Origin of the sequence: Pseudonocardia sp. NPDC049154, from assembly GCF_040648315.1 — a bacterium.
Lineage (GTDB): Bacteria > Actinomycetota > Actinomycetes > Mycobacteriales > Pseudonocardiaceae > Pseudonocardia.
The window spans coordinates 23,942-42,261 of record NZ_JBEZDN010000018.1 but is presented as its reverse complement, the minus strand read 5'-3'; the positions used below and the strand labels follow the sequence as shown (position 1 = coordinate 42,261).

Sequence of the window (18,320 nt, the reverse complement as noted above, 5' to 3'; positions counted from 1 at the left end):
CGGCAGTGCGCGCGGACGGCCCCCACTGAGCCGCTGGTTCAGATGGTCGCGTGGGCCAGGGCGACGGGCTCCCGCAGCATCGGCGGGTGCAGCGCGGTGGCCGGGCCGCGGCGGAAGAGCTGCGGCGGCCGGCCGCGGCCCCCGGTGACCCGGGTGGCCGTCGGGATGAGGAAACCGGGCGTGGAGGTCACCTTGCGCTGGAAGTTGCGCGGGTCGATCTCGGTGCGCCACACGGCCTCGTAGACCCGGCGCAGATCGGTCACCGTGAACTCCGCCGGGCAGAAGGCCGCGGCCAGGGTCGTGTACTCCAGCTTCGCCCGCGCGCGCTCCACCCCGTCGGCGAGGATCGTGTCGTGGTCGAAGGCCAGCCCGTAGACGTCCTCGACGGGCAGGAACGCCGCCGTCGGCCCGCCGGCGGGCTCGGGGTCCGGCACGTCCGGCAGCAACGCCAGGTAGCCCATGCTGAGCACCCGTCCGCGCGGGTCCCGGTCCGGTGCCGCGTACCCGCCCAGCTGCTCGAGGTGCCCCTGCACCGCGCCCTGGGTGGCCGCCCCGGTCTGCGCGACCAGCTCCCGGGCGGCGGTGTCACCGAGATCCTCGTCCGCCCGGACGAACCCGCCGGGCAGCGCCCAGTGGCTCTCGTAGGGCCGCTCCCCACGCCGGACGAGCAGCACGTTGAGCTGGTCGTGGCGCACGGTCAGCACCACCAGGTCGACCGCCACCGCGAACAGGTTCCCGCGCATCACTCACCGCCTTCTCGTCGGCGTGAGGCTATCGGGTGAAGATCGGTCGCCGCAGGGCGGGCGGTACGCCCGGTTCCCCGTCGTCGAGCATCTCCGCAGGTGCGCTGACCTGCACCGGAGCCCGACGACGGCGCAGCGTGGCAGACGCCCGGGCGTGTCCACCGCTCGGGAACGGCGGGACGACCGTGGGAAGGCTCACGTCCCCGAAGGGGCGTACGAGAGACGCCGCCGGCTCTGACGGACGCCTCCCACCCGTCCGGAGGCGGGTGGGAGGGAATGCGTCGGTGACGTCCGGTGGTGCCGAACAGCCCGCCCCGGCGGTGGGCGGGAGGACCGCCTAGCGGCGCTCGTCGTCCTCGTCGTCGGCGTACGACCCGTAGCGCTCGGCGTACTCGTCGTACGACTCGTCGTCGTCGGTTACCGCCGTCCCACTGCCGATCTCCCGCTGCAATGCATCGAGATCCATCGTGGGGGAGCTGTACTTGAGCGCTCGGGCCACCTTCGTCTGCTTGGCCTTGGCTCGTCCGCGCCCCATGGCTGGTCCCCCTTACAACAGGGAAGGGGCGGCCGGATGTCTCGGCGGCCCCGTCTGTGTCATCACTGTCCTGGGCTCCACAGTACCGTGCGATACCGCGAGCGTGCGACGTGGCATCGACGGTGTGACCGAACTCGGTACGTGGTCCCGTGCACACTCCGCGGACGGATCACCCGGAGGGCATGTCCGGCGGCCGGGCGGGTGCGGAAGGATCTCGGACCGTGCCGTCGCCGTTCCTCTCCTACCTGCGGGTCTACGAGCCGCTGCGCGCGTTCGACGGCGCGTCGGGCGCCGCGGTGCGGGCGGGGCTCGCGCGCGGGGCCGTGCGGCCGGACCGGGCGGGCCGCCGGGAGCGCGAGCTGTGCCTGCGGGCGATGCTGCACGGGCGGCTCCTGCCGGGCGACGCCGGCGGCGGGGCGGGCGCCCCGGTCGACGTCCTGGTCCTCGGCGGCGAGGGCGGCGAACCGTTCGTCTGCCCGCTCGACACCCGCCCGCGCGCCGGGGCGGCCGTGCTGGGCTTCCTGGCCGAGGAGGACCCGGTGCTGCGGTCGTCGGCCCTCGTGGTGCCCGAGCCCGCGGCCCGGCGCCGGGCGGAGCGTGCGGTGGCCGAGCTCGGCGACTCCGCGGCCCACGTCGTGACGGCGGCGTGGACCGTCCCGCTGCCCTGGTTCGCCCTGGTCGACCCCGAGGAACGGCAGGTCAGGCTGGATGCGCAGCGCCGCGTCTGGTGGCGGGTGCCGATCGCCAAGGCGCTCGGCCGGGCCGGGCAGGCCGAGCGGGTCGTGCGCGGCGCCCTCGGCGACGACGGGCCCGCGGAGGTGCTCGCGGAGACCCGTGGCTGGCTGGAGCGGTTCGACCGGACGTCCATCGTCGAGCTCGACTACGGCGGCCTGGTCGACCTCCTCGACGACGCCGCCCTGCGCGCCGACGACTCGGCCGGCGAGGTCCGCCGCGCGCTGCGGCTGCTGCGCGCGGGGCACCTCGACGAGGCCACCGAGTGCTACGGCCGGCTGCGCGACTTCTGGGGCCGGGTCGCCGCCCGCCAGCGGGACGGTTAGCGAACCCGGAGCTGGGCAGCGCGCCCGGGCGGCGGCGCGCCGTCCTCGGCCGCGTAGGAGTCCGGGTCGATGGCCGCGGGCGACGCCCGCTCGTCGGTCCCCGCGACCAGCTCGGCGTCGGCGGGCACCGACCGCTTGAGGAGCGCCAGCGCCACCGAACCCAGCTCGTGGTGCTGTGTGACACTGCCCACACGCCCGACGGAGCGCCCGTCCTTCAGGACGGGGTCTCCGGTCTCCGGCAGCTCCTCGTCGCCGGCGTCGAGGTGGAGCAGCACCAGCCGGCGCGGCGGGCGCCCGAGGTTCGCGACGCGCGCGACCGTCTCCTGGCCGCGGTAGCAGCCCTTGGTGAGGTGCACGGCCGACGGGATCCAGTCGACCTCGTGCGGGATCGTCCGCGCGTCCGTGTCGAGGTGGACGCGGGGCCGCCGCGACTCGACCCGGAGCGCCTCGAAGGCCATCGTCCCGGCCGGACGGGCACCGGCCGCCGTGAGCCTGGCCCACCACGCGTCGCGCTCGGCGCGGGGGACGAGTACGTCGGCGGCGTCGGGTCCGGGCCAGGGCATGCGCCGGACGAGCCCGCCCCCGGGCAGGGCGGCGCTCGCGTGGGCGCCCTCGGGCACCGGGAGGCCGGCCGCCGCGAGCACCGCGGCGGTGTCCGGGCCCACCACGGACAGCAGGGCGAGCTCGTCGGTCGCGTCGCGGGGCTCGACCTTCGACCAGAACACCATCTTCTGCAGGTACGCCAGCAGCTCGGCCAGGTCGGCCTGCTCGGTGTCGAGCCAGACCGTGTCGCCGACGTGCGAGACGACCGCGTGGTGCAGCACCCGCCCCTGAGCGTCGAGGATCAGCGCCTCCGTGCCCGCGCCCTCCGGCAGCTCGCTGACGTGCTGGCTCAGCAGCAGGTGCAGCCAGCTCAGCCGGTCCTCGCCGGGCACCGCGATCACGCCGCGGTGGGTCCGGTCGACGACCGCGGCCGAGCGGGCCATCGCGCGCTGCTCGGCCAGCGGGTCGCCCCGGTGCGCGGGAACGGCGGCGTCGGGGTCAGGCTGCTCGACGGCCGCCTCGGGTCCCTCGGTCACGCGCGCGCCTCCTTCTCTCCGAGTTCCTCGGACGCCTTCAGATCGGCCTCGCGGCAGGTCGCGCATCGCCCCGAGAGCGCCACGTGCGTGACGTCGAGCTCGAAGTCCTCCCGCTCGCGCAGCCGGTCCGCCAGTTCGTCCATCAGTGCCGTGGGCGCCTCGCTCACCGCGCCGCAGTGGTGGCACACGAGGTGGACGTGCTCGTGCTCCCGCTCCGAGTAGGTCGGGGCGCCATGCCCGAGATGGGTGTGCCGGACGAGCCGCAGCTCCTCGAGCAGGTCGAGCGTGCGGTAGACGGTGGTGATGTTCACCGCCGGCGCCGCACGCTGCACCTGCGTGCAGATCTGCTCGGGTGTGGCGTGGCCCAGCTCGCGGACCGCGTCGAGCACCAGCTGACGCTGGGGTGTCATCCGCAGACCGCGCCGGTGCAGCGTCGACTTGAGCGAGGTGTCCACGGCCCCGATGGTAGGCGCGTCGACGCGCGTGGGACCGTGGCGAGGGTGAGTGCTCCACGGGCTGCTGCCGCAAGTCGACTGGCCGGGTGGAGTCGTGCTCCGTTAGGGTGAACGCTTCTGAACGCGAGTACGGATCTCCCTACCCTCGGCGAAGTGAGTGGTGGGGCGGCGACGGAAAGGGTCGGACATGACGGCTGACGGGGGTGAGCGCTCACTCGGTGCCCCGCGGTTCGACGTCGTGCTCCGCGGCTACGACCGCAGGCAGGTCGACGAGCACGTGGCGCGCCTGCAGCGGGTCCTCGCGCGCATGCGCGCCGATCTCGACGCCGCACGCAGCCATCCCTTCCCGGCCGTGGGGCCGCAGCCCGGCATGGGGCCGGGTCCGCGCCCCATGGGTCCCGCGGGGCCGATGGGTCCGCAGCCGGGACCGCCCCCGGGTGCCCGCCCGCGTCCCGCACCGCGTCCGCGCCCGGGCGGGCCCGAGTCGCCGGACATGATCGGTTCCTTCACCGACCGCATGCAGAGCATCCTGCAGGCCGCCGAGGAGGAGGCCGAGGAGATCCGCACGTCGGCCCGTCGCGAGGCCAAGGCCGAGACCGAGTCGCTGCGCAAGCAGCAGGAGAACACGCGGACCGAGCTCGCCGAGCTGAGCCGCCAGCGCGATGCCGTCGTGGCCGAGCTGACCCGCCTCCGTGGCCAGCTCGAGGGTCTGCTCGGCGCCCCGACCGCGCGGTTCGCCGTCACACCGCCGGCATCCGGCGCGTCCTCGCCGTCGACCGGCGAGGACGCACGCACCGAGCGGCCCGCACGGCCGAGCCCGCGCCCCAAGCCCGCACCTGCGCCCGCCGACGGACCGGCCGCGGGGGCCGCCGCCCAGCCGCTGCCGGGTGCGGCGCCGTCCTCGCCCTCCGGAGCCTCGGCCGGGTCGGCCGGGTCGCAGGGCGCGTCGACGGCTGGGTCGTCCGCCCCGTCGGCGGCCGAGGAGACCACTGCCGTGCGTCGTCCCGAGACCGGGTCCGCGCCCGGCGATCTCTTCCGGCCGGCCTCCGAGAGCCGTTCCGAGGCCCGCCCCGAGAGCCGTCCGGAGCCCGCCGAGGAGGCCGAGCCGGCCACCGCGATGGTGCCGCTCGCGTCGTCCGAAGAGGACGCCGAGAAGCCCGAACCGCCTGCGCGGCAGGTGGAACCGGACCGCACGGTCGCCGTGTCCGCGGTCTCGGCGCTGTCCCCGGTGAAGCGATCCGGGGACACCGGATCGGCTGAAAAGTCGAACGCTGCCAAGCCTGCGAGCGGGTCGGACACGCCGGGTGACACGCCCACGGCGAAGGCCGAGCCGGCGGCGAAGGCCGAGGCCGACGAGGTGTCCGAGACGGTCAAGGTCAGCGCGGTCCGGCCGACGCCGGCGCCCTCCGGCGACTCCGCCAAGGGGCGAAACGGCAGGTCAGGACCTTCCGACGAGCCGCGCGGCGGTGCGTCGACCGGCGAGCGCAACGGCTCGTCGGGGTCGTCGTCCGGCCCCGCGCGCCCGGCCGGGAGCGAGGACGTGGCCCGGTCGGACCGGTCGACCTCGGGGTCACGCTCCGGATAGAACGACTGCGCACCGTGACGTAGATCGGCGTAGCGTGCGCGTCCATGGAGCAGGCGTTCTCGGCTGACGTCCTCGTGCCGCTCGGCGTCGGGGCCGCGGCACTGGTGATCGCGGTCGTGATCGTCGTCGTGCGGGCGTTGCGCGGCAAGGCGAAGTCCCAGCCGGTGGCCGAGCCCACACACTCCGACTGGACCGGTGAGTCCGTCGGCGAGATGCCCGCCCCCCGCCCCGCGCCCGAGCCGGTCCAGGCCGGGGTCGCAGCGGATGGAGCTGCGGCGGGTGGTGCCGCTGCGGGTGATGCCGCGGGTGCCGATGGCGCGGCCGCGCTCGTCGGGCAGGCCCGCCCTCGGACCGTGGCCGACGCCGTGGCGGTCCGCGAGGCCGACACCGCGCCGCTCCCGGTGCAGTCCGACGTCCTGCTCGCCCGCGCCCGTGCCCACCGCGCGGCGGCCGAGCACGCCGCCGCCATCCAGGCCGAGGCCCGCCGCGCCGCCACGGGCGATCCGGACGCGCAGGAGGAGCCGCGGGGCGAGGAGCCGAGCGGCGCCGGGCGCACCGACGGCCGCGCGACCGCCGTCGGGCCCCGTTCGCTCGCCGACCAGGGCGCAGCGGAGGTCGAGGCCGACGCCGCCGGCGAGGGCACCTCCACGGCCCGGCCCACCGGAGGCGCCACGTCGGAGGGAGCGGCATCGCGCCCGGCTCTGGCCGACGGGTCGACGGCCGCACCCCGCGAGGCCGGTGCAGAAGGAGTTGCGGGCGGCGCGGCCTCTGTGGACCAGCCGACGGCCACGCCGACGCCGGGCGAGCGGTCGGCTGCCGCACCGGGCGGTGTCGGCGCAGAGGGCGTTGCAGGCCGCGCCGTCCCGGTGAACCGGCCGGCGGCAGAGGTCGACGACGCAGCGGCCCGCTCTGCTGCTGCCGACCGGCAGGAGGCCGACGTCGTGTCGCTGCGCCCCGCGACGACTGCGGACGCCGACGCATCCGGGCCCCGCTCCGTCCCCGCCGACCGGCAGGCTCCCGACGCCGACCAGCCCGAGCTCACGCCCGCGACCCGCGCTGCGCGGCTCATGGCGGCGGCGAAGGGTGCACCCACCCCCTACGCGCGCTCCCGCGACGCGACGCAGGAGAGCGGGCAGGAGCCGGCCGTGGCCGCGGGCGACGCCGTGGCTCCCACCGACGAGCGCCCCACCGCCGCCCAGCTCGCGGCCCTCGGGGTGGTCGGGCTCGGGGCCGCCGCACTCGGTCGTCAGGGGCGGGGCGGCGAGAAGGCGGCCGCCGACCCGCCAGGCCGGCACATCGCTGCCCCTACGGCCGCCGATCCCTCGCCCGCGAGCGGCGACCCGGCCGCGGTCGCACACAGCGAGGCCGGTCCCACGACTCGGGATGCAGCGTCCACGGACACCGCGGAGCCGCCGCAGAGCACCGCGCCGGTGGTGAGCGCGGCCGCCACCGGCCCTGATGCCCCGGCGCCCGACCGGTCCGCAGACGAGGCGGCGACCGAGGGCGGGACCGGGACCGGGACCGCCGAGCAGACCTCGCCCGAGCAGACCTCGCCCGAGCAGACCTCGCCCGAGCAGACCTCGCCCGAGCAGACCTCGCCCGAGCAGACCTCGGCCGACCGCGCTGCACAGGCGGAAGCGGCGGGGAACGGGCCGAACTCCGGATCGCAGGCCGCTGACCAGCAGGAAACTGCGAGGCAGGGCGGGCCCGAGCCGATGAGCGCCGAGCAGCCGGGCGGGCTCGAACCCCTCAGTGCCGAGCAGCCGGGCATCGAGCAGCCGGGGCCGGAGGAGGCGGGGTCCAGCCGGACCGTCGCCGCGGCCGTCCAGCACGCCCTGGCCGCACGGGCCCGCGCCGCCCAGCCGAACGGCGTGGTCGATCCCCGTCGCGGCGACGCCCGCGACCGGCTCCTCGCCGTGCTGCTCGACGACCCGGTGCGCGCGGTCGGCGCGACGGTCGAGCTGCAGAGCCAGCAGGAGGAGCTCAGCCGGCTCGCGGAGGAGATGCGTACCCGCCGCGACGAGCTCGGCGCCGTCGTCCGCCGGCTGGCTGCCGCCGGCCTCGGCCCGGACCAGGTCGCGAAGCTCGCCGGCCTCGACCGCGCCGAGGTCGACCGCATGCTGAACCAGCCGCGCCGCTCCTGAGCCGCCCGCCCCACACGATCACTCCGAGCGGGACAGGAGCGCTGGTCGGGCCGCGCTGACGTGACCGCCGGAACGATCACCCACCGCAAGATCGCTCCGAGTGCGACTCCACCGCTGCTGCGCCAACGGTGGTGTGCCTGTCGAAACGATCACTCGTGATCGTTGCCGGTGTGACTCCAGCGCCCTACCGTCTCGCGCCGGCGTCACACTAGGAACGATCACCGCCGCGACGGCCGCGACCGCCGCGACCGCCGCGACCGCCGCGACCGCCCCGATCGCCGGGCAGCCCAGCGCCCTCAGCCCACCACCCGGTGCAGTAGGGCGGACATGTGCGGCTGCATCGGCTGCCCCTCCATCGCCCGCTCGTCGACGTAGGCGAGGTCGCCCTGGTTGACCAGGCCGTAGAGCCGCTTGGCCGCGACGACGTCCTTGGCGGACGGGGTGCGCACCACCGCGTCGGTCTCGATCTGCCAGGAGCGCAGATCACCCTTCTCGCCGTACCAGGCCTCGATGATCCCGGTGGCGTGGGCGATGAGGACCTCGAGCGAGCCGTCGGGCTGCGGGCGCCAGAACCCGGTCTCGCGCGCGGCGGGCCGGATGACCTTCCCGTCCTCGTCGAGCAGCCAGGCCCGGGCCTCGTACGAGACGAACGGGCGGCCGTCGTGGGCGAACACGAGCTGCTGGCCGAAGTGGAACGGCCCGTCGATGGTCGGGTAGACGACCTCGCCGGTCCCGCGCCACACACCGATCAGCGGGAGCAGGCCGACGCACTGCTCGTGCAGGTCCGGGCCCTGCCGGAGGTTGGCGGTGTCGTCGGGGACCGGCAGGTCGTCCCACTGCGGGCGGTTGCGCTGCGGTGAGTCCGGCGCGGCGTTGACGGGGCCGGTGATCGTGGTGGGGACGTCGTTGCCGTCGGGCTGCGTCATGCGGAGGGCTCCTCCGGGACTTCCTCTGTCGGCCGGGCCGCGAGCGCGGCGGCGGCGTCGGGCGCCGTCGTGAAGAGGCGCCGCAGCAGGAAGCCGGTGAAGGCGACCGTGCCGGCGCTCGCCGCGATCAGCAGCACGGTGAAGAACCAGTGCACGGCGGGCGAGCATAGTCCCGCCGACCCCCCGTTCGCCCGACCCGGGTGAGGGCGGCGCGCCTCCGTACGGACCACGCTGCGGGCGGGAGGGCGGAATGGGTGGGCTCGCGGCCGAGCCGGCGACGACCCCGGTCGTCCGGCTGATGGACGGTGCGGCGGTGGCCTTCGAGGTCCTCGGCGCCGCCGTGCTGGTGATCGGCCTGGTCTGGTCGGTCGTGCTGTCGGCCCGGGTGTGGCTCGCCACCCGGCGCGGCCGCGACGGGTACCAGACCTTGCGCGAGACCTTCGGCGGCACACTGCTGCTCGCGATCGAGGTCCTGGTCGCCGCGGACCTGCTGCGCACGATCGCGGTCGAGCCGACCCTGCAGAACGTCGGGATCCTCGGCCTGATCGTCGTGATCCGCACGTTCCTGAGCTTCTCGCTGGAGATCGAGATCGACGGCGTCCCGCCGTGGCGGCGGGCCCTGGTGAGCGGCCCGGAGCGCATGGCCGCCGCGGCCGGGCGGGCCCGTGACCGGGCGGACGGCGCGCGCGGCTGAGTCACCCGCTCCGGGCGGTGCCGCCCGTGCTCCCGGACGCGAGGGTGGACGACCGGCGCGACGACAGGAGACCGGTGATGGCCCAGGCGGACGAGGCCGCGAGGGCCGGGACGAGGACGGGCACCGCGGCACCGCAGTCCCCCGAGGACGTCCTGCGCTCGGCCGGCTACACCCGGCTGCTGCTCCTCGCGGCGATCGTCGGCGCGCCGATCTCGGCGGCCGCGTACTTCTTCCTCCAGCTGGTCTCCGGGCTCCAGGAGTGGACGTACACCGACCTGCCACGGGTCCTGGGCTTCTCCGCCACGCCGCTGTGGTGGCCCTTCCCGCTCCTCGCCGTCGCGGGCCTCGCCGTCGGGGCCGTCATCCGCTACCTGCCCGGACGTGGCGGGCACTCGCCCGCCGACGGCTTCCACACCGGCGCGGTGCCCGTCCCGCGCGACCTGCCCGGGATCCTGCTGGCCGCGCTCGCCGGGCTCGGGCTCGGGGTCGTGCTGGGGCCCGAGGCGCCGTTGATCGCCCTGGGCGGCGGCCTCGGCGTGCTGGCCCTGCACGCGGTCCGCAGGGGCGCCGACGGACGGACGGCGGCCGTGCTCGCCGCGACCGGCAGTTTCGCGGCGATCAGTGCCCTGCTGGGCTCGCCGATCCTGGGCGCCTTCCTGCTGATGGAGGCGTCGCTGGCCGCGGGTGCGGCGCTCGGCGTGATCCTGCTGCCCGGCCTGCTCGCGGCCGGGATCGGCTCGCTGATCTTCCTCGGGCTCGACTCGCTGACCGGGCTCGGCACGGCGTCGCTGACCCTGCCCGGCCTCCCGGCGTTCGGCAGGACCGACATCGTGGAGTTCGGGTGGGCGGTGCTGGCGGGTCTGCTGGCGGCGCTGGTCGGCGTCGTGATCCACCGGTTGACGGCGGTGGTGCGCCGGCAGGTCGAGCCCCGCATCGTCGTGGCGGGCCCGGTGGTCGGGGTGGTCGTGGCCGGGCTGGCGGTGCTGGCGGCGGTCCTGAGCGGGCACGACGTGTCGTTCGTGCTGTTCTCCGGGCAGGAGGCCCTGGGACCGCTGTTGCTCGGCAGCGCGGGGTGGGCGGTGCCGTCGCTGGTGATCGTGCTCGTGGCCAAGGTGCTGACCTACGCGCTGTGCCTCGCGACGTTCCGCGGCGGGCCGATCTTCCCGGCGCTGTTCATCGGGGCGGCGGGCGGTGTGCTGCTGTCGCACCTGCCCGGGCTGCCGCTCGTGGCCGGGGCGGCCATCGGCATCGGCGCCATGTCCGTGGTGATGCTGCGGCTGCCGATCACCTCGGTGCTGCTGGCGACGCTGCTGCTCGGCGCCGACGGGCTGGCCGTGATGCCGCTGGTCATCGTCGCGGTCGTCGTCGCGCACGTGACGGCCGCCCGCCTCGCCCCCGCGGCCCCGACGGTCTGACCGCGACCCACGAGGGCCACAGCGCGACTCGCGGAGCGGGGCCGCACAGCACACCGCCCCGGCCACCACGAGGGTGACCGGGGCGGCGCGGGCTCCGCGGCCGTCAGGCGACGGCGATCTCCGTGCGGTGCAGGCCCGGCGCCTCCGGCGAGAGCGTGGCCTCGCCGTTGCCGCTGCGGGACAGCGCCCGGACGGTCCAGGTGCCGGGCGCGGCGAAGAACCGGAAGTCGCCGGAGGCCGAGGACACGACCTCCGCCGTGAACTCGCCGGTCCCGTCGAGCAGCCGCACGAACGCGCCGCCGACCGGCTTGTCGCCGGACACGACGCGCCCGGCCAGGACGGTCTCCTTGGTCAGGTCGGTACCGGCGGGCAGCTGCGCCGCCTGGTCAGGTGCTCCACACATAGGTCACTTGCTCCCCAGCTCGATCGGCACGCCGATGAGCGAGCCGTACTCGGTCCAGCTGCCGTCGTAGTTCTTGACGTCCGAGTGCCCCAGCAGCTCGCGCAGCACGAACCACGTGTGGCTGGAACGCTCGCCGATGCGGCAGTAGGCGATGGTCGACTTGCCGGCGTCGAAGCCCGCCTCGCCGTAGAGGGCGGTGAGCTCCTCGTCCGACTTGAAGGTGCCGTCCTCGTTGGCCGCCTTCGACCACGGGATGTTGATCGCCGACGGGATGTGGCCCGGCCGCTGCGACTGCTCCTGCGGCAGGTGGGCCGGGGCGAGGATCTTGCCGGAGAACTCGTCGGGCGAGCGGACGTCGACCAGGTTCTTGGTCCCGATCGCCGCGACGACCTCGTCGCGCAGGGCGCGGATCGAGGAGTCGGCCGCCTTGGCGGTGTAGGTGGTGCCGCTGCGCTCCGGCACGTCCGTGGTCAGCGTGCGGCCGTCGAGCTCCCACTTCTTGCGGCCGCCGTCGAGCAGCACGACCTTCTCGTGCCCGTAGAGCTTGAACTCCCAGTACGCGTACGCGGCGAACCAGTTGTTGTTGCCGCCGTAGAGGACCACCAGGTCGTCGTTCGCGACGCCCTTGCTCGACAGCAGCTCGGCGAACTGCTCCTGCGACACGATGTCGCGCCGGACCGGGTCCTGCAGCTCGGTCGTCCAGTTGATCTTGACGGCACCCGGGAGGTGGCCGCCGTCGTAGGCGGTGGTGTCCTCGTCGACCTCGAGGAACACGACGCCCTCGGTGCCCAGGTTCTTCTCCGCCCAGTCGGCGGTGACCAGGACGTCCTCGCGGCTCATGGTGATGTCACTCCTGTGTGTCGGTGTCGGTGGTGAACGAACGTGGGTCAGGCGCGTGCGGCGCGCGCCCGTGCGAGCAGGCCGTACATCTCGCAGCCCAGGCAGAAGCCGAAGGCCGCGTTGAGGAAGGCCGCCACCAGCGCGAACGCGGTGGCGACGATCCCGAGCACGGTCAGCCCGGAGAGGTAACCGAGCGCGCCGACCGCGGCGAAGACGAAGCCGACGGTCTGGGAGAAGCGGACGGGGGCCGCCTCCTCACGCTCGGCGGGCGGGCCCAGGCGAGGGGCGACCGCCAGCCGGTAGAGCACGCCGTAGGGCGCGAACCGCATGCCGGCGAACGCGCCCAGCGCGAACACCAGCGCCTGCGCGGCGGCGAGCCAGCCGCTGCCGCTGACGAGGACCAGCGCCAGGACGACGGTGGTCAGTCCGGCGGCGAACCGCACGCCGCGCGGGTCCAGGGGCGGGTCGGCCGAGCGCGCGGGCGCGCCGGACCCGTCCGGTGCGGACATGGGGGAACTCCTGAGGGTTCTCGACGAAGGGGTCGGGGTCAGGAGGGCCGACACAGGCAGCCGGCCACGCGGCACAGATCGACTGCGCGGCGTCGGGTCAGCGGCCAGTTCACGGCAGCGAGGGTAACCGAAAGGTCCGGTCGGCGGGAGCGGCGTCCCGGAAGATGGACGCCCGTCACGCCGGACGTCCGCGCAGCTCGGGGGCCAGCGCCGCGTCGAGCTCCGCGCGACGGGGCACGCCGGACACCCGCAGCAGCTCACGACCGGTGCGGTCGAAGCCGATCGTGGTGGGGGTCCGCATCACGGACAGCGCGCGGGCCACGTCCGGCCGGTCGGCGACGTCGATCTCGACGTGCCGCACACCGGGCTCGCCCGCGGCCAGCTCGCCGAGCACGCCCGCCGTCTGCCGGCAGGGGGTGCAGACCGGTGACGAGAGCTGCAGCAGGAGCACCTGCTCCGCACCCTCGGGGGCGGATCCGGTGAGGGCCCAGCCGTCCGGCGAGCCGGAGCCGGACGGGGTCCGCACCCGGCCGTTGCGGGCGCGCAGGACCAGCCCCAGCGCGGTGCCCACCACCAGCGCCGCGATCAGGACCACGAGTCCCGTGCCGCTCATGTCCCGGGCCAACCCGGCCGGCCGGCGCGATGTTCCCGGGTCAGCCCGTGGCACCCGATCCGGGGAGGGCCCCGACGACGACGTCGCGCGCCTCGCCGGAGATCTCCAGCGTGCCGTCGCGGGCCTGGAGCTTCGTGGGCACCACGCCGAAGGGCAGGCCGCCCGGGTCGATGCGCAGCGCGAAGGTCTGTCGCACGAGCTCGGTGATCGCGTCGGGCAGCGGGTCGCCGTCGCTGCCGCGGACGTCCCGCGGCACGATCCGCATGACCCCGTCGGCCACCTGCAGCTCGGCGAGCACGACGGGCTGGTACTCCTCGCCGGCGATCGTCACGGTGCCGGAGAGCCGCGCGACGGAGTCCGGGTCGAGCTGGCGCATGGTCGGGTCGCCGCCCTCGTCGACGACGTCGGCGATCGCGTTGGCGTCGACGTTGCCGAGGCTGAACCGCTCGACGCCCGGGAGCATCCGCTGCAGGTCGTCCGCGCCGACGCGGGCCGCGCCCTCGGCCGTGGTCACCCGCAGGCCGGGCGTGCCGCCGCCGAGCAGGCCGGACAGCGGCGCCTCGACGTCCCGCAGGTCGGCGCGCAGCTGCACGTTGTGCAGATCGCCGACCTGGAGCCGGTCCGCGCGGACCTCGACCGAGCGGTACTCGCCCGAGACCGCCTGGGTGAGGAAGGGGAACCCGTTGATCCGCACCGAGGGGTCGTCGGCCAGGCCGAGCCGGTCCCGCAGCTCGCGGGACACCACCGACTCCGCGGCCGCGGCCGCGGCGTAGTCCGCGGCGACCAGTACCCCGGCGAGCACCAGCACCGCGACGATCAGGCGTTTCACTCTCGACCTCCGGCTCCCACACGTCGCGCGGGCCCAACCTAGAGACCCCCGGCGCCGGCCCGTACGGCGGGCCCGCCACCCGGCATCCGTAACAGTGCCCTGACGTCTGCGTAACGCGCCCGAAACCGCAGCGGGCTCCATCCGAGGGAAATCGTCACGCACAGGTATTTCTGCAGCGCACGGGCTCGTCGAACGGGGTGAGCTGCCTCGCGGAACTCGTGTCCGCGGCAACCGCTTGTCTATTCTTGACCGATCCGCGTGACGGACCCGCCGGGTCGCGCGGTGCGGAACGGTAGGTCGGCGTCGCCCACCGTGACCCGAACGAGGACGCCGGGCGTGGCGTCCACCGTCATTCTCCGGTGGAGAGGAGGCAGCAGTGGAACTGCTACTGCTGACAGCGGACACGGATCCCGGTTCGGTGCTCCCCGCGCTGACCCTGCTCCCGCACGGCGTCCGGACGGCGGCGCCCGAGGTGGCCGCGCTGCTCGACGCCGGGCCCCACGACGCGGTCCTCGTCGACGCACGGTCCGACCTGGTCGCCGCGCGGAGCCTCTGCCGGCTGCTCGGCAGCACCGGCACGGACGTGCCCGTCATCGCCGTGCTCAACGAAGGCGGACTCGTGGCCGTCTCCGGTGAGTGGGTGGTCGACGAGATCCTGCTCCCGTCCGCGGGACCCGCGGAGGTCGACGCGCGGCTGCGGCTGCTGAAGTCCCGTCCGGGCGCGGACTCCGCGAGCGCGGGCGGCGCGCTGGTGCTGGGCGAGCTGGTGATCGACGAGGCGACCTACGCGGCGCGGCTGCGCGGGCGCCTGCTCGAGCTGACGTACAAGGAGTTCGAGCTGCTCAAGTACCTCGCGCAGCACGCGGGCCGGGTGTTCACCCGGGCCCAGCTGCTGCAGGAGGTCTGGGGCTACGACTTCTTCGGTGGCACCCGCACCGTCGACGTCCACGTGCGGCGGCTGCGCGCGAAGCTCGGCCCCGAGCACGAGCAGATGATCGGCACCGTGCGCAACGTCGGCTACAAGTTCGTCCGCCCCGGCCGTGCCGGGCTGGGCGTGCCGGCCGGCGGGATCCCCGAGGAGAGCGACACCGACACGGACGACGACGGCGACCGAGCCGCCTTCCGTGGCCTGCACCAGATGCACTGATCGACCGATCACGGCTCACCGGGTCGGCCCGCGGGTAGGGTCGTCCCGGTGAGCGCCGTCCGGGTCCTGTCCGAGATCGACCCCGCCACCACGGCCGGTGTCCGCGCCCTGGCCGAGGCGGCCGAGCGGGCCGACGGGCGCGAACCCTTCTCCGAGCAGTTCCTGCTCAACCTGCGTGGCGGGCCCCGCGAGGGCGTCACGCACCTCGTGGCGGACGGCACCGACGGGGCCGTTCTCGGGTACGCCCAGCTCGACGGCACCTCGGCCGAGCTGGCCGTGCACCCCGACCACCGCCGCCGCGGGCTCGGGGCCGCGCTGCTCGCCGGGCTGACCGGCCGAGCCCCGAAGATCGACGTCTGGGCCCACGGCGACCTCCCGGCGGCCGCGGCCCTCGCGCAGTCCCACCGCCTGGAACGAGCCCGGGTGCTGTGGCAGATGCGCCGCACCCCCGACGCCGGTCCGTTGCCCACGCTGACCGTGCCCGAGGGCGTCACGATCCGCCCCTTCGTGGTGGGCGAGGACGAGGCCGAGTTCCTGCGCGTCAACAACGCCGCCTTCGACTGGCACCCGGAGCAGGGCGGCTGGGCGGTCGAGCAGGTCCGCGAGCGCGAGGCCGAGGACTGGTTCGACCCGGAGGGCTTCCTGCTCGCCGTCGACGGTGCCGGCACGCTGCTCGGCTACCACTGGACCAAGGTGCACCCGCCGACGGCGACCGAGCCGTCCATGGGCGAGGTCTACGTCCTCGGTGTCGACCCCGCCGCGCACGGCCGCGGCCTGGGCCGCGTGCTGACCCTGGCCGGCCTGCACCACCTGGCCGGGCGCGGGCTCGACACCGTGCTGCTCTACGTCGAGGCGGACAACGCGCCGGCCGTGCGCGTCTACGAGAAGCTCGGCTTCGCCGTTCACACCTCGGACGTCATGTACTCCTCGTGATCCGGCGCTAGCCGGTCGTCACCGGTCCGTGTGGCCGCTCACGCCGCAGATCACGGGCTGGTCACGCGCGGTCGGGCGCGCGATGAAGGCCGTGCCGTTCGGGTTACGTGTTCATCCGCCGTTCATCCGCAGTGGGTCGAGCGTCCACCGGGCGCACTTAGCGTTCCTCGCCGTGCGGCCCTCCCGGGCCGCGTGTGCGGCCGGTTCCGAGCCGGCTACCCGAACACGGAGGAACCAGCAGTGAAGACCATGCGCCCGAAGCGCGGCCGGATCGCCGCGGTCGGACTGGTGGCCGGCGGAGCCATCGTGCTCGCGGGCTGCGGCGCGGCCAACGAGGGCTCGTCGGCCGGCAGCTCGTCCACCGCTCCCTCGGCGAACGTGTCGGGCACGATCTCCGGCGCCGGCGCGAGCACCCAGCAGGCCGCCACCCAGGCCTGGGTCGCGGGCTTCACCGGCAGCAACCCCGACGCCACCGTCAACTACGACCCGAGCGGTTCGGGCGCGGGCCGCACCCAGTTCATCGCCGGGGGCGTGGACTGGGCGGGCAGCGACGCCTACATCAAGGGCGACGAGCTGAGCAAGGCGCAGGAGCGGTGCGGCGGCGACATCGTCGAGGTCCCCGTCTACGTCTCGCCGATCGCGGTGGTCTACAACCTGCCGGGTGTCGACAACCTGCAGCTTTCGCCGTCGACCCTGGCGAAGATCTTCGACAAGAAGATCACCACGTGGAACGACCCGGCCATCGCCGCGGACAACCCGGGCGCGAACCTGCCGTCGACCGCGATCGCGCCGGTCAACCGGTCGGACAAGTCCGGGACCACCCAGAACTTCGCCGACTACCTGAAGGCAACGGCCGGTGCCGAATGGCCGTACGACGTCAGCGACAGCTGGCCGGTCCAGGGCGGCGAGGCCGCGCAGGGCACGTCGGGTGTCGTCGGCGCCGTCAAGGCGGGCCAGGGCACGATCGGCTACGCGGACGAGAGCCAGGCTCAGGGCCTCGGCCAGGCGAAGATCAAGGTCGGCGACCAGTACGTCGGCCCGACCCCGGCCGGGGCGGCCAAGCTCCTCGAGTCCTCCGAGCGTGTCTCGGACGGCGGGCCGAACGCCTTCGCCTACAAGCTCAACCGCACCGTGACCGACTCGAGCGCCTACCCGATCTCGCTCGTCTCGTACGCGATCGCGTGCAGCAAGTACACGGACGCCGCCAAGTCGGGGCTGGTCAAGGCGTACCTGAGCTACGTGGTCAGCCCGGAGGGGCAGCAGGCGGCGCAGCAGGCGGCCGGCTCGGCTCCGCTGACCGACACGATCAGCCAGCAGATCACGCCGGCGGTCAGCTCCATCGCCTGATGAGCACGTGAGCCGGCGGGGCCGGGTGGTCGCGCAGCGACCGCCCGGCCCCGTCCGGTGCCGCCCACCCCGTACGCAGAGAGGACGCCGTGAGCGCCCCAACCACGACCCCCACGACGGCGACCCCGTCGACCAAGCCCGTCCGTCAACTCGGCGACCGGATCTTCGCCGGGTCCGCCACGGGCGCCGGCGTCCTGATCCTGATCGTGCTCGCCGGCGTGGCGGTGTTCCTGATCGCCCAGGCGATCCCGGCGTTCACCGCCTCTCCCGAGGAGCTGCCGGGCGGCCGCAACCTCGCCGTGTACATCGGCCCGCTCGTCTTCGGCACGCTGCTGTCCGCGCTGATCGCGCTGGTGATCGCGACACCGCTGGCTGTCGCCGTCGCCCTCTTCATCACCCACTACGCACCGCGCCGCCTCGCCCAGGGGCTCGGTTACGTGGTCGACCTGCTCGCCGCGGTGCCCAGCATCGTCTACGGCCTGTGGGGCGTTGCCGTCCTCGCGCCCGCCGCGCTGCCGTTCATGACCTGGCTGCAGGGCTACCTCGGGTGGATCCCGCTCTTCGCCGGGCCGGTGTCGGCCACCGGTCGCACAATGCTCGTTGTGGGCGTCACGCTCGCGGTGATGATCCTGCCGATCATCACTGCTGTCTCCCGCGAGGTCTTCCTGCAGACGCCGAAGCTGCACGAAGAGGCCGCCCTGGCCCTCGGCGCCACGCGCTGGGAGATGATCCGCATGGCCGTTCTGCCGTTCGGGCGCTCCGGCATCATCTCAGGGGCAATGCTCGGCCTCGGCCGCGCGCTCGGCGAGACGATGGCCGTCGCGATCATCCTGTCGGGCTCGGGCATCGTCACCTTCAACCTGATCAGCTCGAGCAACCCGTCGTCGATCGCGGCGAACATCGCCCTGCAGTTCCCCGACTCGACCGGCGTCGCGGTGAACACTCTGATCGCGTCCGGCCTGGTGCTCTTCGTGATCACCCTGCTCGTCAACTCTATCGCGCGCTGGATCATCAACCGGCGGCGCGAGTTCTCGGGGGCGAACTGATGACCAGCAGCGACACTCG

Annotated in this window: 20 protein-coding genes and 1 pseudogene; 9 read left to right on the top strand and 12 right to left on the bottom strand. The window is 74.6% G+C overall.

Annotation, left to right across the window (positions count from 1 at the left end):
- Positions 1-38: 38 nt before the first annotated feature.
- Positions 39-743: an NUDIX domain-containing protein gene (locus AB0B41_RS12420; protein WP_358202072.1), complete on the bottom strand. Its 705-nt coding sequence runs from the start codon at positions 741-743 to the stop codon at positions 39-41.
- 337 nt (positions 744-1,080) lie between these two features.
- Positions 1,081-1,278, bottom strand: coding sequence for a DUF3073 domain-containing protein (locus AB0B41_RS12415; RefSeq protein ID WP_037049508.1), 198 nt, complete (start codon positions 1,276-1,278; stop codon positions 1,081-1,083).
- 221 nt (positions 1,279-1,499) lie between these two features.
- Here AB0B41_RS12415 and AB0B41_RS12410 point away from each other — a divergent pair, with 221 nt between their 5' ends.
- Complete coding sequence (locus AB0B41_RS12410) at positions 1,500-2,336, top strand: hypothetical protein (protein ID WP_358202070.1); 837 nt, start codon at positions 1,500-1,502, stop codon at positions 2,334-2,336.
- Here AB0B41_RS12410 and AB0B41_RS12405 read toward each other — a convergent pair.
- Together AB0B41_RS12405 and AB0B41_RS12400 are read right to left on the bottom strand one after the other, a co-directional pair.
- Positions 2,333-3,415, bottom strand: coding sequence for a glycine cleavage T C-terminal barrel domain-containing protein (locus tag AB0B41_RS12405; protein ID WP_358202067.1), 1,083 nt, complete (start codon positions 3,413-3,415; stop codon positions 2,333-2,335). The two genes, AB0B41_RS12410 and AB0B41_RS12405, sit on opposite strands and share 4 nt — an antisense overlap.
- Positions 3,412-3,825, bottom strand: coding sequence for a transcriptional repressor (locus tag AB0B41_RS12400; protein WP_358202163.1), 414 nt, complete (start codon positions 3,823-3,825; stop codon positions 3,412-3,414). Before AB0B41_RS12400 ends, AB0B41_RS12405 begins: the two co-directional genes overlap by 4 nt.
- Before the next feature lie 232 nt (positions 3,826-4,057).
- On the opposite strand from AB0B41_RS12400, the gene AB0B41_RS12395 reads away from it, so the two are divergent.
- A complete protein-coding gene (locus tag AB0B41_RS12395) occupies positions 4,058-5,455 on the top strand; it encodes a hypothetical protein (protein WP_358202065.1) in 1,398 nt (465 codons plus the stop codon).
- Between the two features lie 1,564 nt (positions 5,456-7,019).
- A pseudogene (locus tag AB0B41_RS12390) lies at positions 7,020-7,133 on the top strand (hypothetical protein); the annotation flags it as partial.
- 762 nt (positions 7,134-7,895) lie between these two features.
- On the opposite strand, the gene AB0B41_RS12385 reads toward AB0B41_RS12390, so the two are convergent.
- Complete coding sequence (locus tag AB0B41_RS12385) at positions 7,896-8,525, bottom strand: FABP family protein (protein ID WP_358202062.1); 630 nt, start codon at positions 8,523-8,525, stop codon at positions 7,896-7,898.
- On the bottom strand, positions 8,522-8,680 hold the full coding sequence (locus tag AB0B41_RS12380) for a hypothetical protein (RefSeq protein WP_156067801.1): 159 nt from the start codon (positions 8,678-8,680) through the stop codon (positions 8,522-8,524). Before AB0B41_RS12380 ends, AB0B41_RS12385 begins: the two co-directional genes overlap by 4 nt.
- Positions 8,681-8,775: 95 nt before the next feature.
- Between AB0B41_RS12380 and AB0B41_RS12375 the strand changes: the two genes are divergently transcribed.
- Both AB0B41_RS12375 and AB0B41_RS12370 read left to right on the top strand, forming a co-directional pair.
- Positions 8,776-9,219 (top strand): DUF1622 domain-containing protein, encoded by a 444-nt coding sequence (locus AB0B41_RS12375; protein WP_358202059.1) that lies wholly within the window; start codon positions 8,776-8,778, stop codon positions 9,217-9,219.
- 77 nt (positions 9,220-9,296) lie between these two features.
- Positions 9,297-10,634 (top strand): chloride channel protein, encoded by a 1,338-nt coding sequence (locus AB0B41_RS12370; protein WP_358202057.1) that lies wholly within the window; start codon positions 9,297-9,299, stop codon positions 10,632-10,634.
- Between the two features lie 103 nt (positions 10,635-10,737).
- On the opposite strand, the gene AB0B41_RS12365 is transcribed toward AB0B41_RS12370, so the two are convergent.
- The 6 genes from AB0B41_RS12365 to AB0B41_RS12340 form a co-directional block, all read right to left on the bottom strand.
- Positions 10,738-11,037, bottom strand: a complete 300-nt coding sequence (locus AB0B41_RS12365; protein WP_358202056.1) for a DUF1416 domain-containing protein — start codon at positions 11,035-11,037, stop codon at positions 10,738-10,740.
- 3 nt (positions 11,038-11,040) lie between these two features.
- Entirely contained in the window at positions 11,041-11,877 is an 837-nt protein-coding gene (locus tag AB0B41_RS12360) for a sulfurtransferase (RefSeq protein WP_358202054.1), read from the bottom strand.
- Positions 11,878-11,924: 47 nt separating this feature from the next.
- Entirely contained in the window at positions 11,925-12,386 is a 462-nt protein-coding gene (locus AB0B41_RS12355; protein WP_358202052.1) for a DUF4395 domain-containing protein, read from the bottom strand.
- Positions 12,387-12,424: 38 nt separating this feature from the next.
- Positions 12,425-12,499: an Ms5788A family Cys-rich leader peptide gene (locus AB0B41_RS12350; protein WP_358202161.1), complete on the bottom strand. Its 75-nt coding sequence runs from the start codon at positions 12,497-12,499 to the stop codon at positions 12,425-12,427.
- A 62-nt stretch (positions 12,500-12,561) separates the two neighbouring features.
- A complete protein-coding gene (locus AB0B41_RS12345) occupies positions 12,562-12,999 on the bottom strand; it encodes a thioredoxin family protein (protein ID WP_358202050.1) in 438 nt (145 codons plus the stop codon).
- Between the two features lie 40 nt (positions 13,000-13,039).
- Positions 13,040-13,828, bottom strand: a complete 789-nt coding sequence (locus tag AB0B41_RS12340; RefSeq protein WP_358202048.1) for a DUF2993 domain-containing protein — start codon at positions 13,826-13,828, stop codon at positions 13,040-13,042.
- A 376-nt stretch (positions 13,829-14,204) separates the two neighbouring features.
- On the opposite strand from AB0B41_RS12340, the gene AB0B41_RS12335 reads away from it, so the two are divergent.
- The 4 genes from AB0B41_RS12335 (at position 14,205) to pstC (ending at position 18,301) form a co-directional block, all read left to right on the top strand.
- Positions 14,205-14,975, top strand: coding sequence for a response regulator transcription factor (locus AB0B41_RS12335; RefSeq protein ID WP_358202046.1), 771 nt, complete (start codon positions 14,205-14,207; stop codon positions 14,973-14,975).
- A gap of 48 nt (positions 14,976-15,023) precedes the next feature.
- A complete protein-coding gene (mshD, locus tag AB0B41_RS12330) occupies positions 15,024-15,908 on the top strand; it encodes a mycothiol synthase (RefSeq protein ID WP_358202044.1) in 885 nt (294 codons plus the stop codon).
- Positions 15,909-16,157: 249 nt separating this feature from the next.
- Complete coding sequence (pstS, locus tag AB0B41_RS12325) at positions 16,158-17,255, top strand: phosphate ABC transporter substrate-binding protein PstS (protein WP_358202159.1); 1,098 nt, start codon at positions 16,158-16,160, stop codon at positions 17,253-17,255.
- An 89-nt stretch (positions 17,256-17,344) separates the two neighbouring features.
- Positions 17,345-18,301 (top strand): phosphate ABC transporter permease subunit PstC, encoded by a 957-nt coding sequence (gene pstC, locus AB0B41_RS12320; protein ID WP_358202042.1) that lies wholly within the window; start codon positions 17,345-17,347, stop codon positions 18,299-18,301.
- Positions 18,302-18,320: the final 19 nt, after the last annotated feature.

What these genes read in the sequence shown, in the direction of transcription:
- AB0B41_RS12420 (WP_358202072.1), bottom strand. Translation starts at nt 743, where the DNA reads ATGCGCGGGAACCTGTTCGCGGTGGCGGTCGACCTGGTGGTGCTGACC.
- AB0B41_RS12415 (WP_037049508.1), bottom strand. Translation starts at nt 1,278, where the DNA reads ATGGGGCGCGGACGAGCCAAGGCCAAGCAGACGAAGGTGGCCCGAGCG.
- AB0B41_RS12400 (WP_358202163.1), bottom strand. Translation starts at nt 3,825, where the DNA reads ATGACACCCCAGCGTCAGCTGGTGCTCGACGCGGTCCGCGAGCTGGGC.
- AB0B41_RS12395 (WP_358202065.1), top strand. Translation starts at nt 4,058, where the DNA reads ATGACGGCTGACGGGGGTGAGCGCTCACTCGGTGCCCCGCGGTTCGAC.
- AB0B41_RS12385 (WP_358202062.1), bottom strand. Translation starts at nt 8,525, where the DNA reads ATGACGCAGCCCGACGGCAACGACGTCCCCACCACGATCACCGGCCCC.
- AB0B41_RS12375 (WP_358202059.1), top strand. Translation starts at nt 8,776, where the DNA reads ATGGGTGGGCTCGCGGCCGAGCCGGCGACGACCCCGGTCGTCCGGCTG.
- AB0B41_RS12370 (WP_358202057.1), top strand. Translation starts at nt 9,297, where the DNA reads ATGGCCCAGGCGGACGAGGCCGCGAGGGCCGGGACGAGGACGGGCACC.
- AB0B41_RS12365 (WP_358202056.1), bottom strand. Translation starts at nt 11,037, where the DNA reads ATGTGTGGAGCACCTGACCAGGCGGCGCAGCTGCCCGCCGGTACCGAC.
- AB0B41_RS12360 (WP_358202054.1), bottom strand. Translation starts at nt 11,877, where the DNA reads ATGAGCCGCGAGGACGTCCTGGTCACCGCCGACTGGGCGGAGAAGAAC.
- AB0B41_RS12355 (WP_358202052.1), bottom strand. Translation starts at nt 12,386, where the DNA reads ATGTCCGCACCGGACGGGTCCGGCGCGCCCGCGCGCTCGGCCGACCCG.
- AB0B41_RS12345 (WP_358202050.1), bottom strand. Translation starts at nt 12,999, where the DNA reads ATGAGCGGCACGGGACTCGTGGTCCTGATCGCGGCGCTGGTGGTGGGC.
- pstS (WP_358202159.1), top strand. Translation starts at nt 16,158, where the DNA reads ATGCGCCCGAAGCGCGGCCGGATCGCCGCGGTCGGACTGGTGGCCGGC.